Raw genomic sequence first — 12,394 nt, 5'->3', positions numbered from 1 at the left:
GGGTGATGGTGAGCGACAAAGGCATCGTGAATGGTCCGCAGATCAGGCAGCAGTGAAGACGCAGACCGTGCAGTTTCGGCGTCGCTTCTGACGGTGAACGAACTGAAGGTCTGTTGCGACCCGGCCTCGCTGGAATTCGAAAACACCGCCACCCTCGAACCGTTGATTGGCCTGATCGGGCAGGACCGCGCTTTGGGGGCAATCCGGACGGCGGCCAGCATCCAGCACGCCGATTTCAACATTTTCGTCCTTGGTCCCACCGGGGCAGGGCGGCATTCCGCCGTGCAGACCTTGCTGGAGGCCGAAGCGGCGGGGCGAAAGGTTCCACTCGACTGGATCTACGTGAATGATTTTGCCGGCCCGGATCGGCCCAAGGCAATCGCAATGCCGTCAGGCACAGCGCGACCCCTGCAAAAGGCGATGGAAGCCTTGGTCGATGATCTGGCCAACGACATTCCCGCACTTTTCGAGTCCGAGCAGTATCAAAGCCGCAGAAGCACGTTCGAGCAGCGGCTGGCAACGCGCAAACAGGAAGCGTTCGAAAAGCTGGTGGAGAAATCGCACCAGCGCAACGTGACGATCCTGCGCACACCGATGGGGTTTGCCATAGCAGGCGTGCGCAATGGCGAGGTGATCAAGCCCGACGATTTTGCCAACCTGACGGAAGACGAGCGTCACGAGATCGAAGCCTCTGTCAACTTGACCGAGAAGGATCTTGAAAAGTATCTCAAGTCGATCCCGCGACTGGAAAAGGAACATCGCGCTGCGGTTGCCCTGTTGAATGCCGAAATGGCCAAGCAGGCGGTCGACGATGCCCTGGAAAGCGCGTTCGAGGCCTTCAGCGGTATCGAGGCGATCAACCAGCACCTGTCCGCATTGCGTGCTGATCTGATCGCGAACGCCGAGCTGTTTCTGAGCCTCGGCAATCGCCGGCAGGAAGGTCCGTTTCCGGTGGCAAGGGCGCGTGTTCACGATGAACCCGCACTTCACCGCTATGCCGTCAACGTGATGGTGTCCAACGATCCCGCAACCGCCGCCGGCGCCCCGATCATTACCGAGCCGTTGCCATCGTTGGCAAACCTGATCGGCAAGGTTGACCATATCTCGACGATGGGTGCATTGGTCACCGATTTCACGCTGATCCGGCCTGGCGCGCTGCATCGCGCGAACGGCGGATTTCTGGTCCTCGATGCGATGCGCTTGCTGAGTGAACCTTTCGCCTGGGAGGCGCTGAAGCGCTGCCTGGAAACCCGCGCCATCCGGATCAACTCTGCCGCCGAAATGCTGAGCCTGATCTCGACCAGCACGCTGGACCCCGAGCCGATCCCGCTGCAAGTGCGGGTGGTGCTGGTTGGTGACGCGCTGCTGAATGTGTTGCTGACGCTCTACGACCCCGATTTCGGGCGGCTTTTCAAGATTGGGGCCGATTTTAGTCCTGACATGGCGCGAACCCCTGAAAGCACGGGCCTGTTCGCCCGCATGGTCGCCGGGGCGTGCAAGCGTGACTGTCTTCGCCCCGTGACCCGTGACGGCGTTGCAGCACTTGTCGACATTGCGACCCGCACCGCCGAGGATCAGGGCCGGATGTCGCTACGGATCGGGGCGCTGTGGGATCTGTTGCGCGAAGCCGACTTTCTGGCCGCGTCCAGTGGCAAGGCCGTCATTGACGCTGACCAGATCGCCGCCGCCCGTTCGGCGGCCGAGCATCGCGCCGACCGGGTGCGCGAACGCCTGCAAGACCTGATCCACGAAGGCACGCTGATCATCTCCACATCTGGCAGTCACGTCGGACAGGTCAACGGCCTGACCGTAACCAGCAGTGGGCTTTTCACCTTTGGCCTGCCGATGCGCATCACGGCACGGGTGCGCATGGGCACCGGCAAGGTCATCGACATCGAGCGTGAAGTAAAGCTGGGCGGGCCGATCCATTCCAAGGGCGTTTTGATCCTGTCCTCGTACCTTGCCACGCACTATGCGGGCGACGTTCCACTTTCGCTTTGGGCCAGTCTGGTGTTCGAGCAAAGTTATGGCGGGGTCGAAGGCGACAGCGCGTCGGCCGCCGAGCTTTGCGCGCTGTTGTCGGCATTGGCGGGCATACCGATTTCCCAGTCTCTGGCCATCACCGGTTCGATCAACCAGATGGGCGAAGTCCAACCCATCGGCGGGGTCAACGAAAAGATCGAAGGTTTCTTTGATACCTGCAACGCGGCCGGTCTTACCGGCCAGCAAGGCGTCCTGATCCCGCGCCGCAATGTCCGCAATCTGATGCTGCGCGCCGATGTGATCGAGGCCGTGGCCCAGGGTCGCTTCCGCATTTACGCGATTTCGCACATCGACGAGGCGATCGAACTGCTGACGGGCCTGCCCGCGGGCATTCGCAGCGGCGACGGCGCTTTCGAGGATGGCTCGGTGAACGCCAACGTCGAGGCGCGGCTCAGGGATTTCGCCAACGCCTTGAGGGACTTCATGAAACCGCCAGATGCCGGGCCCGAGATCGATACCGACGAGTAGTGGCGCTGGTTTGTTGATTTCCACCCAGAACTGAGCCGGGTGGGCGGGTAATTTCCACTGAGAATTGAGCCATGTGAACCTTCCCCTGGAGCGGAGAGCGGCGGGGGCAACGGAGTGATCCACATGGGACTTTTGAACATCATCCGACGCATGCACTTGCGGCAGAAGCTGTCGATCCGGGAGATCGCCCGGCGCACGGGCCTGTCGCGCAATACCGTGGCCAAGCATCTGGCGGCGGGCACGATCGAGCCGAGGTTTGCCACGCCGGAACGGACGAGCAAGCTTGACCCCTTCGCCGACAAGCTGGCCGGCTGGCTGAAGACCGAGGCCGCGAAGGCACGCAAGCAGAGGCGGACGCTGAAGCAGTTGCACACCGATCTGGTGACGCTGGGCTTCACCGGTTCCTATGGCCGGGTGGCAGCCTTCGCGCGGGGGTGGCGAGCGGATCGCCAGCGCGACCAACAGACCACGGGACGCGGCACCTTTGTTCCGCTGTCATTCCGCCCGGGCGAAGCCTTCCAGTTCGACTGGAGCGAGGACTTTGCGGTTCTGGGCGGTGAGCGCAGGAAGCTGCAGGTCGCCCATGTCAAGCTGTCGCACAGCCGGGCCTTCTTGCTGCGAGCCTATCCCTTGCAGACCCACGAGATGCTGTTCGACGCGCATTGGCACGGGTTCCGGGTCTTCGGCGGCGTGCCCGGGCGCGGGATCTACGATAACATGCGCACGGCGGTGGATCGTGTCGGCCGCGGCAAGGAACGGCAGGTCAACATCCGGTTCCTGGCCATGACCAACCACTATGTCTTCGAGCCTGACTTCTGCAATCCGGCCGCAGGTTGGGAGAAAGGCCAGGTCGAGAAGAACGTCCGCGACGCTCGCCACCAGATGCTGCAAGGCATGCCGGACTTCCCCGATATCGCCGCACTGAATGCCTGGCTGGAGCAGCGTTGCCAGGAGCTGTGGCGCGAGACCGCCCATGGCACGCTGCCCGGCACGATCGCCGATGTCTGGGCCGAAGAGCAGGCCGCCCTGATGCCCTTGCCTGTCGCCTTTGACGGATTCATAGAGGTGAGCAAGCGTGTCTCGCCCACCTGCCTGATCAGCTTCGAGCGCAATCGCTACAGCGTTCCGGCGTCATTCGCGAACCGGCCCATCAGCCTGCGGATCTATCCCGACCGGCTGGTCGTGGCAGCGGAGGGTAACATCCTGTGCGAGCATCCGCGGATCATCGAACGCAGCCACCACCTGCCACCGCGGACGATCTACGACTGGCGGCATTATCTGGCTGTCGTTCAGCGTAAGCCCGGGGCGCTTCGGAATGGTGCGCCCTTCGCAGAATTGCCGTCTGCCTTCAGGCAGTTGCAGGATCACATGCTGCGCAAGCCCGGCGGTGATCGCGAGATGGCAGACATCCTCGCCCTGGTTCTTCAGCACGATGAACAGGCGGTGCTCATCGCCGTGGAGTTGGCACTGGCCGAGGGCGTGCCGACCAAGACCCATGTGCTGAACCTGCTGCACCGACTGGTCGACGGCAAGGTGATCGGTAGGCCACCACTGGATACCCCGCAGGCACTGACCCTGCGCCGCGAGCCCAAGGCCAATGTCGAACGCTATGACGGCCTGCGCAACCAGATCGCCGGAGGCCGCCATGCGTCATGATCCCGCCAGCGGCGCCATCGTCATCATGCTCCGCAGCCTGAAGATGTATGGCATGGCACAGGCCGTCACCGATCTGATCGAGCAGGGAGCACCGGCCTTTGAAGCGGCCATCCCGATCCTGTCGCAACTGCTGAAGGCCGAACTGGCTGAACGCGAGGTCCGTTCCATTGCCTATCACATGAAGGCCGCACGCTTCCCGGCCTACAAGGACCTCTCGGGCTTCGACTTCGCCGCCAGCGAGATCAACGAGGCCACCGTCAGGACCCTGCACCGCTGTGAGTTCATGGATGGCGCACAGAACATCGTGCTGATCGGCGGTCCGGGAACCGGCAAGACCCATGTCGCAACCGCACTCGGCATCCAGGCCATCGAGCATCATCGCCGCAAGGTCCGCTTCTTCTCGACGATCGAACTGGTCAACGCCCTCGAACAGGAAAAGGCAAAGGGCAAGGCCGGGCAGATCGCAGAAAGCCTGACCAAGCTCGACTTGGTGATCCTCGACGAACTGGGATATCTGCCCTTCAGCGCCTCGGGTGGGGCGCTGCTCTTCCACCTGCTAAGCAAGCTCTACGAACGCACCAGCGTCGTCATCACCACAAACCTGAGCTTCAGCGAATGGGCCACGGTCTTCGGCGACGCAAAGATGACCACCGCCTTGCTCGACCGCCTCACCCACCGCTGCCACATCCTGGAGACCGGAAACGACAGCTTCCGCTTCAAGGCCAGTTCAGCCGCAGCAGCCAGGAAGAAGAAGGAGACAAACCATGCCTTGACCCCAGCATGATACGAAATCCATAGTCAGAGGTGGCTCACTTCTCGGTGGAAAACCCGGCTCAGTTCTGGGTGGAAATCAACAACGGTGCCGTGTGCTGACCATAAATCGGAAACTCAAACGTAACGCCCAACGCGCAGCCCCCTTCGCTCCCGTTCGGCATAAATTCCTTATGTGGCGGGACTTTGGCGCAAACTGGGCAACAGTGCGGGAGCCGTCTCCGCGTTTAAACGAGCAGCCCATGTTGTTGCAGAGTTGTTGCAAAATGCCCCAAAACCGCGAAGGCCGCTAGATGAGCGGCCCGCTAACGTCTTGTAGATATTCGAGATTTTTGGCTCCGGCGGTAGGGATCGAACCTACGACCAATTGATTAACAGTCAACTGCTCTACCGCTGAGCTACGCCGGAACACGGGGGCCGTATAGCAAGCTGCGTATAGGGCGGCAAGGGGCAAAACCGGGCAATCGTGCGGTTTGCTCATGCGAGGTGGAAAATCGCGTTCGGGCCCAGGGTTGGTGATGCGGTGATCCTCTTTCTGCCATGAAGATCAATGAGATGCGCCAGGGCATTGCGACGTGCGGCTGCCAGAAGACCGGGGGGAGTGTCGGCGTAGACGCAGGCCACAAGCTCGGCCAGACCCAGCGGGCCGGTTGCCAAGGCGTCCAGGATCGCCGCCTCGCGCATCCGGCGATGGGCCAGAAGCGCGTCGATGCGCTCGGCGGGTGCCTCCACCGGGTCGCCATGACCCGGCAGGAAGCGGCGCCAAGCGCCGATCCGCAGCCGGTCAAGCGAGGCCATGTAGTCCGTCATGTCACCGTCGGGCGGCGAGACGATGGTGCTTGCCCAGCCCATCACATGATCGCCGCTGAACAGAAGATCCCCCGCCGCAAGGCAGAGGTGGCCACCGATATGGCCCGGTGTGTGCACAGCCGTGACCGACCATGTCGCGTGGCCCACGGTTTCGCCGTCCGCAAGGCTCCGGTCGGGGGCGAAGGCGTGATCAAGGCCCTCGCCGCCGCCCGGTTCCGCACCACCCGCAACCAACCGTGCCATCGCCTCGCTGCGCCCATCGGTCGCGCGGCCAAAGGCCAGCACCTCGGCCCCTGTGCGAGCGGCCAAGGCCGGAGCCAGCGCGGAATGGTCAAGATGCGCGTGGGTGACGATGATGTGGCTGACCCTCTCGCCAGCCTCAAGCGCAGCCAGCAGCGCGTCCAGATGCCCCGGCAGCGCCGGGCCGGGGTCGATGATCGCCACATGCCCCGACCCGAGGATGTAGCTGTTGGTGCCGGTTGCGGTCAGGGGCGAGGGGTTGGCTGCGCGCACCCGGCGCACCCGCACCGCAGGGTCGGGGATGCCTTCGGCCAGACCGGCCTTTCCAAGTCCGGGCGCTGCGGCTAGGCTTTCGGGCAATGGCTCTGTTTCCACGTATCCTCCCGCGCGGCCTTTACGGGCGTGCCGCCCTTATCCTGATCGTGCCCATCGTCGCGATCCAGCTTGTCGTGTCCACCGCATTCATCCAGCGCCATTACGAAGGTGTCACCCGGCAGATGACCCAGGGCGTGGCGATCGACCTTGAGTTCCTGCTGGAGGAGGTGGCCAAGGGCGCGACGCCCGCTGATGCCCGCGCCCGGGCGGTTGCGGTGGCTTGGCCGCTGGAACTGAAGGTTGTGCTGCCTGCAGGGCCGGATGCGCCGGTGGCCGACCAGCGCGGCGCGTTCGATCTGTCGGGCGGGGTGATCATCGACACGCTGCGTGCCAAATTGCCAGACCTGATGGCCGCTGACGTGACCGACCCCGAGCGTATGGTGAACCTGCGTTTTGACAGTCGGCACGGGCCGGTGCAGGTAAAGCTGGACCGACGGCGGATGGCCGCGACCAATCCGCACCAGCTTTTGGTGCTGATGATCTTCACCTCGATCCTGATGACGGTGATCGCCTACGCCTTTCTGCGCAACCAGTTGCGTCCGATCACCCGGCTGGCCGAGGCGGCGAATGATTTCGGCAAGGGCCGCGCCGTCGTCTACCGTCCGCGCGGCGCGCTTGAGGTGCGGGCAGCAGGGCGGGCCTTCCTCGATATGCGAGCCCGGATCGAACGCCAGATCGAACAGCGCACGCTGATGCTGTCCGGCGTCAGCCACGATTTGCGCACCCCCCTGACGCGGCTCAAACTGGGGCTGTCGCTGATGCCCGAGGATGACGACGTGAAGGCGCTCCTCGCCGACGTGACGCAGATGGAACGCATGGTGGACGAGTTCCTTGCCTTCGCACGCGGCGACGCGATGGAGCAGATGGTCGAGGTTGATGCCGTCGCACTGGTGCGCAGTGTGATCGCTGCGGCAGGGCGCGGCGGTGGCGCGGTCACGCTGGCGGCGGTCGAGGGCAGGGTATCCCCGGTGATGATGCGCCCGCAGGCGGTGACGCGGGCGGTCGAGAACCTGATCGGCAACGCACTGCGGTTCGGGCGGCAGATCGAGGTGTCGCTGCAGTTTTCTGACACCGCACTGCGCATCGCGGTCGAGGATGACGGTCCCGGCATCCCGGCCGATCAGCGTGACGAGGCGATGCGCCCGTTTTCACGGCTGGACCGCGCGCGCGACCCGAACCGGGGCGGCGGGGTCGGCCTCGGCTTGTCGATCGCAGCTGATATCGCGATGAGTCACGGCGGAATGCTGCGCCTTTTGCACAGCGACCGTCTGGGTGGTCTCAAGGCCGAATTGCAGATCGCGCGCTGACGCCTACTTCGACTTGCCCATCACAAGGATCCAATGCAGCCGGCTGTCGGGTGCCTCGCTCATCGCGATCCCCACGCCTACGTCGCGCATCTGCCCGATCAGCATGTTGTGCTTGTGGTGCGGCGAATTCATCCACCACTGCACCGCACGCGCACCCGAAGCAAAGCCGCGCCCAGTGTTTTCGGCGGCGGTCCGGTAGGCATAGCCCGCCCTGCGCAAGCGGTTCTGCAGCTGGCTGCCGTCGGATGATACGTGGCTGATCGACTGGCGCTTGGCATTGTCGCAGGCGTGGCCCTGCGCCGCCTTGTCCAGGTTGGGTGACAGGCGCAGCGGTGTCAGACCGCGCGCGGCGCGTTCGGCATTCAGGTGGTCGATCAACTCGGCCTGCATCGCGCCAGAGTTCGCCGGCACGTTGCAGGCGGCCTCGGCCGCAGAGACCGACACGACGGCAGCAGCAAGCGCAGCCGCAAAGGACAGGCGGAACGACATCGAGAATTCTCCCACAGGTGGCAACACCGGCAGCGTTGCGAGAGTCTTGGGCCAGACTAAGGCGAAAACTGGCGGGAAATATGATGTATTGCGATAGTCAGCTTGGCCGGGCGCACGTCAAAGGCGAGCAACCGCTGGCCCGGACGTCCCGTTTGGGCAAGCTGCCGCGCAACCGGAAACGCCAAAGTGACTGGCCTCGCAGCGGGCGACATGGTTTTGTAGCCCGCGTTGAACGCGGGGCGGTGGATGCTGGACGGTTTCATGCGCGGATTGATCGACGCGCCGCTCAATCGTGGCGGCGTCTGGCTGGCCAACCGCGGGGCTCATGCAAACGCGGTGACGCTTGCCGGGCTGGCAATCGGGCTGATTGCCGCCGCGCTGATCGGCGCTGGCGAGGCGGGTCTGATCGTGGCGCTGCCGATCCTTGCAAGCCGACTGGCCGATGGGTTGGACGGCGCTGTTGCGCGGGCGCAGGGCAAGACCGATTTCGGCGGCTACCTCGATATCGTCTGCGATTTCGTGTTCTACGGTGCGGTTCCGCTGGCATTCGTGCTGCGCGATCCGGCGGTTAACGGCGTGGCGGGGGCGTTCCTGATCGCGACCTTCTACGCCAACGGCGCCAGTTTCCTTGGCTATGCTGTTCTGGCGGCAAAGCGTGGTCTGGAAACCAGCAGCCGGGGCGAAAAGTCGCTCTATTTCACCGCCGGTTTGCTGGAAGGCACGGAAACCATAGCGTTCTTCCTTGTGATCGCGATGTGGCCCGCGCTGTTTGTCCCGGCGGCCTGGGTGTTCGGCAGCCTCTGTGTCGTCACGACGGTCTCCCGTGTCCTGCTCGCTCGGCGCGTGTTCGGGCGCTGACCGTCACATCACCGCCTCGCGAAACCGAAAGAAGCCATGCGTCGCATGGGGCCAAGCATCTCGGTCATGTGCGCGCAGCACCCTGACCAGCGAAAGGCCACGCGGTTCGGCCAGCTTTTGCACTTCGGCAAGCAGGTGCGCCACCGGCCCGACCGGGGCATAGGGCGTCATGATCTGCCGCGCGCCAAGGGCCGCCGCGTGATCTACCAGCGCCGCGAGGTCCGCCGCCCCGAACCGCCGCGCCTGCGGTGCCTCCAGCCGTTCCAGCGCATCGTCCAGCGCCTTTGCGGTGAACGCCATGACCGCAGGTGCTACCGTCAGCGGCGACCGCCCTGCCGGATGGCTCAGCGCCGCGACGCCGACCAGGGGGCAGGGCACGGTCACCGGCTCGGCCGAAAGATCCTCCTCGGTCACAAGAACCAGCGCAGGCGCGGCCGGGTCGGGCGTGTCACCAAGCGGGGCTGGGCGCGGGGCAGGGTGCGGCGTACCCCGCAACGGCAGGGCAACTGTGGCCAGCCCCTGCGGTGCAAATCGCCCTTCGGTGTTCCGCGCGATGTTGTCGGCCGTCGCAAGATAGGTCTTGCCCGGCGTGTGCAGCCCCGCGACCCACCGCCAGCTCAGCGTGTTCGACGCAGGATCGCCGTCGATCAAATGCCGCAGAAAGAAATCCGCCCCCAACTCCCACGGCAACCCCAGAGTGAAGATCCAGATCGAGGCGAACCACATCCGCGCATGGTTGTGCAGATAGCCCGTCGCCCCCAGTTCGCGCGCCCAGTGATCGAACCCGTCAATGCCGGTCCGTCCCTCGCAGGCATCCTCCCATCGCGCCCGAAGCCCCGCTTCGACCTGCACCCGGTCCAGTGCCGCATGCAGCCCCTGCCGGTAGTCAGACCACACCGCCGGGCGCAGTTCCAGCCAGCCTTTCCAGTAGGTCCGCCACCAGACTTCGGCCAGAAACTTGTCCGCACCGCCCGGATACGCCGCCTGTACCGCTGCAATCACCTCGGCCTCGGTCACCAGCCGGTGGCGCAGCCATGGTGACAGACCCGACACGTGCGGATGGCCCGCCACGTCGCGATTGCGGTTCGCCGCATAGGCCAGCCCCGCACGCGGCAAAAAGCCGTGCAGCCGGGCCAGCCCCGCCGCGCGGGTGGGAAGGGGAATGAAATCTGTCATGCACCGGGTTTAAGCCGCCTGCGCTCTGCGGCAAGGCGGCTCGCCCCGTTTTGCAGACCCGCCCTTGCGGCCCCCGCGACGCGCCACTAAGACTCTGGCAACACTTCAGGCGATATTCCGACACGAATGACAGAGGCAGGGCTCAGATGCGCGATCCGGTAGACCACTACATGAATACCCTCGTCCCCATGGTCGTCGAACAGACCAGCCGGGGCGAACGTGCCTACGACATCTTCAGCCGGATGCTGAAGGAGCGGATCATCTTCCTCGGCGGCCCGGTGCATGACGGCATGTCCAGCCTGATCTGCGCCCAGCTTCTGTTCCTTGAATCGGAAAACCCGTCCAAGGAAATCTCGATGTACATCAACTCGCCCGGCGGCGTGGTGACCTCGGGCCTCTCGATCTACGACACGATGCAGTACATCAAGCCGAAGGTCTCGACGCTGGTGATCGGGCAGGCGGCCTCGATGGGCTCGTTGCTGCTGACGGCCGGGCATCCTGGGATGCGCTTTTCCCTGCCGAACAGCCGCGTCATGGTTCACCAGCCCTCGGGCGGCTATCAGGGTCAGGCGACCGACATCATGATCCACGCCCGCGAGACGGAAAAGCTGAAGCGCCGTCTGAACGAGATCTACGTCAAGCACACCGGCAACACCTACGAGGCGGTCGAAGCTGCGCTGGAACGCGACAACTTCATGTCGGCCGAAGATGCCAAGGCCTGGGGGCTGATCGACAGCATCCTCGAAAGCCGCGGCAAGGCGGACGACACGTCCAAGTGATAACGGCGCCCCGTGGCTGCATGACGCTTGCGGGGCGATTTGCGATTGTGGAGCTTTCGGGCTTGGCCTAAGCTCCACATAACACTCGCTGACCAGGTTCCCGGTCAGTTTTGGCGACAGCGGCTAGAGGACTGCGGATGGCGAATAATTCAGGCAGCGACAGCAAGAATACGCTTTACTGTTCCTTCTGCGGCAAAAGCCAGCATGAGGTGCGCAAGCTGATCGCGGGCCCAACGGTCTTTATCTGCGACGAATGCGTCGAACTCTGCATGGACATCATCCGCGAAGAGACCAAGACCTCGGGCCTGAAGTCCACCGACGGGGTGCCGACGCCGCGCGATATCTGCAAGGTGCTCGACGATTACGTGATCGGCCAGATCCACGCCAAGCGGGTTCTGTCGGTGGCGGTCCACAACCACTACAAGCGGCTCAACCATTCGTCCAAGACGGATATCGAGCTGTCAAAGTCGAACATCCTTCTGATCGGCCCGACCGGCTGCGGCAAGACCCTGCTGGCGCAGACTCTGGCCCGCATCCTCGACGTGCCCTTCACGATGGCAGATGCCACCACGCTTACCGAAGCCGGCTATGTCGGCGAAGACGTCGAAAACATCATCCTGAAACTGCTTCAAGCCTCCGAATACAACGTCGAACGCGCGCAGCGCGGCATCGTCTACATCGATGAGGTCGACAAGATCACCCGCAAGTCCGACAATCCCTCCATCACCCGCGACGTGTCGGGCGAGGGCGTGCAACAGGCGCTTCTGAAGATCATGGAAGGCACCGTCGCCAGCGTTCCGCCGCAAGGTGGCCGCAAGCATCCGCAGCAGGAATTCCTGCAGGTGGACACGACCAACATCCTCTTCATCTGCGGCGGCGCGTTTGCTGGGCTGGAAAAGATCATCGCACAGCGCAACAAGGGTTCGGGTATCGGCTTTGGCGCCGACGTCAAGGGTCCCGAGGAACGCGGTGTGGGGGAACTCTTCAAGGAGCTTGAGCCGGAAGACCTCCTGAAATTCGGCCTGATCCCGGAATTCGTGGGTCGTCTGCCGGTGATCGCCACCCTGACCGACCTCGACGAGGCGGCGCTGGTGACGATCCTGACCGAACCGAAGAACGCGCTCGTCAAGCAATACCAGCGTCTGTTCGAAATCGAAGGCACCAAGCTGACCTTCACCCCCGACGCCCTGACCGCCATCGCCAAGCGCGCGATCAAGCGCAAGACCGGCGCTCGCGGCCTGCGATCGATCATGGAGGATATCCTCCTCGACACCATGTTCGAACTCCCGGGCATGGACTCGGTCGAAGAAGTCGTGGTCAAGGACGAAGCGGTCAACAACGGTGCCAAGCCCATGCTGGTCTACACCGAGACGAAAAAGAAAGACGCCGTGAAGGCCTGAACGGCCTTTGCTGCGTTACGGA

10 protein-coding genes and 1 tRNA gene are annotated in these 12,394 nt (G+C 63.8%); 7 read left to right on the top strand and 4 right to left on the bottom strand.

Going from position 1 to position 12,394, the window contains the following annotated elements; translation table 11 throughout:
- Nucleotides 1-30: 30 nt before the first annotated feature.
- From ACROUL_RS12865 to istB, 3 genes are all read left to right on the top strand, one after another.
- Nucleotides 31-2,511, top strand: coding sequence for a Lon protease family protein (locus ACROUL_RS12865; protein WP_431299862.1), 2,481 nt, complete (start codon nt 31-33; stop codon nt 2,509-2,511).
- Between the two features lie 123 nt (nt 2,512-2,634).
- Nucleotides 2,635-4,167 (top strand): IS21 family transposase, encoded by a 1,533-nt coding sequence (gene istA / locus ACROUL_RS12860; protein WP_431298742.1) that lies wholly within the window; start codon nt 2,635-2,637, stop codon nt 4,165-4,167.
- Entirely contained in the window at nt 4,157-4,951 is a 795-nt protein-coding gene (gene istB / locus ACROUL_RS12855; RefSeq protein WP_431298741.1) for an IS21-like element helper ATPase IstB, read from the top strand. The genes istA and istB overlap by 11 nt, the downstream gene beginning before the upstream one ends.
- 320 nt (nt 4,952-5,271) lie before the next feature.
- Here istB and ACROUL_RS12850 read toward each other — a convergent pair.
- Nucleotides 5,272-5,346 (bottom strand) — tRNA-Asn (locus ACROUL_RS12850).
- Nucleotides 5,347-5,415: 69 nt separating this feature from the next.
- Nucleotides 5,416-6,291, bottom strand: a complete 876-nt coding sequence (locus ACROUL_RS12845; RefSeq protein WP_431301308.1) for an MBL fold metallo-hydrolase — start codon at nt 6,289-6,291, stop codon at nt 5,416-5,418.
- Nucleotides 6,292-6,347: 56 nt separating this feature from the next.
- On the opposite strand from ACROUL_RS12845, the gene ACROUL_RS12840 reads away from it, so the two are divergent.
- The gene (locus tag ACROUL_RS12840) at nt 6,348-7,670 is read left to right on the top strand and encodes an ATP-binding protein (RefSeq protein WP_431299861.1); all 1,323 of its coding nucleotides are present in this window, start codon (nt 6,348-6,350) and stop codon (nt 7,668-7,670) included.
- 3 nt (nt 7,671-7,673) lie between these two features.
- Here the strand turns inward: ACROUL_RS12840 and ACROUL_RS12835 are convergent, their stop codons facing one another.
- Entirely contained in the window at nt 7,674-8,159 is a 486-nt protein-coding gene (locus ACROUL_RS12835) for a CAP domain-containing protein (protein WP_431299860.1), read from the bottom strand.
- A gap of 246 nt (nt 8,160-8,405) precedes the next feature.
- Between ACROUL_RS12835 and ACROUL_RS12830 the strand changes: the two genes are divergently transcribed.
- The gene (locus ACROUL_RS12830; RefSeq protein ID WP_431299859.1) at nt 8,406-9,017 is read left to right on the top strand and encodes a CDP-alcohol phosphatidyltransferase family protein; all 612 of its coding nucleotides are present in this window, start codon (nt 8,406-8,408) and stop codon (nt 9,015-9,017) included.
- Nucleotides 9,018-9,020: 3 nt separating this feature from the next.
- Here the strand turns inward: ACROUL_RS12830 and ACROUL_RS12825 are convergent, their stop codons facing one another.
- Nucleotides 9,021-10,193, bottom strand: coding sequence for an FAD-binding domain-containing protein (locus ACROUL_RS12825; RefSeq protein ID WP_431299858.1), 1,173 nt, complete (start codon nt 10,191-10,193; stop codon nt 9,021-9,023).
- Between the two features lie 146 nt (nt 10,194-10,339).
- Between ACROUL_RS12825 and ACROUL_RS12820 the strand changes: the two genes are divergently transcribed.
- Both ACROUL_RS12820 and clpX read left to right on the top strand, forming a co-directional pair.
- Nucleotides 10,340-10,972, top strand: coding sequence for an ATP-dependent Clp protease proteolytic subunit (locus ACROUL_RS12820; protein ID WP_431299857.1), 633 nt, complete (start codon nt 10,340-10,342; stop codon nt 10,970-10,972).
- A 137-nt stretch (nt 10,973-11,109) separates the two neighbouring features.
- Nucleotides 11,110-12,372, top strand: a complete 1,263-nt coding sequence (clpX, locus tag ACROUL_RS12815; RefSeq protein ID WP_431299856.1) for an ATP-dependent Clp protease ATP-binding subunit ClpX — start codon at nt 11,110-11,112, stop codon at nt 12,370-12,372.
- Nucleotides 12,373-12,394 lie beyond the last annotated feature (22 nt).

Origin of the sequence: Tabrizicola sp. BL-A-41-H6 (assembly GCF_050632395.1) — a bacterium.
Taxonomy (GTDB): Bacteria; Pseudomonadota; Alphaproteobacteria; order Rhodobacterales; family Rhodobacteraceae; genus JAUYQR01.
The sequence above is the reverse complement of the archived record's forward strand: the minus strand, read 5'-3'. Positions and strand labels throughout refer to the sequence as shown.

Bases quoted from the DNA above. Each gene is read 5' to 3' on its own strand.
- ACROUL_RS12865 (WP_431299862.1), top strand. From the start codon at position 31: ATGGTCCGCAGATCAGGCAGCAGTGAAGACGCAGACCGTGCAGTTTCG.
- ACROUL_RS12835 (WP_431299860.1), bottom strand. From the start codon at position 8,159: ATGTCGTTCCGCCTGTCCTTTGCGGCTGCGCTTGCTGCTGCCGTCGTG.
- clpX (WP_431299856.1), top strand. From the start codon at position 11,110: ATGGCGAATAATTCAGGCAGCGACAGCAAGAATACGCTTTACTGTTCC.
- ACROUL_RS12825 (WP_431299858.1), bottom strand. From the start codon at position 10,193: ATGACAGATTTCATTCCCCTTCCCACCCGCGCGGCGGGGCTGGCCCGG.
- ACROUL_RS12840 (WP_431299861.1), top strand. From the start codon at position 6,348: ATGGCTCTGTTTCCACGTATCCTCCCGCGCGGCCTTTACGGGCGTGCC.
- istA (WP_431298742.1), top strand. From the start codon at position 2,635: ATGGGACTTTTGAACATCATCCGACGCATGCACTTGCGGCAGAAGCTG.
- istB (WP_431298741.1), top strand. From the start codon at position 4,157: ATGCGTCATGATCCCGCCAGCGGCGCCATCGTCATCATGCTCCGCAGC.
- ACROUL_RS12830 (WP_431299859.1), top strand. From the start codon at position 8,406: ATGCTGGACGGTTTCATGCGCGGATTGATCGACGCGCCGCTCAATCGT.
- ACROUL_RS12820 (WP_431299857.1), top strand. From the start codon at position 10,340: ATGCGCGATCCGGTAGACCACTACATGAATACCCTCGTCCCCATGGTC.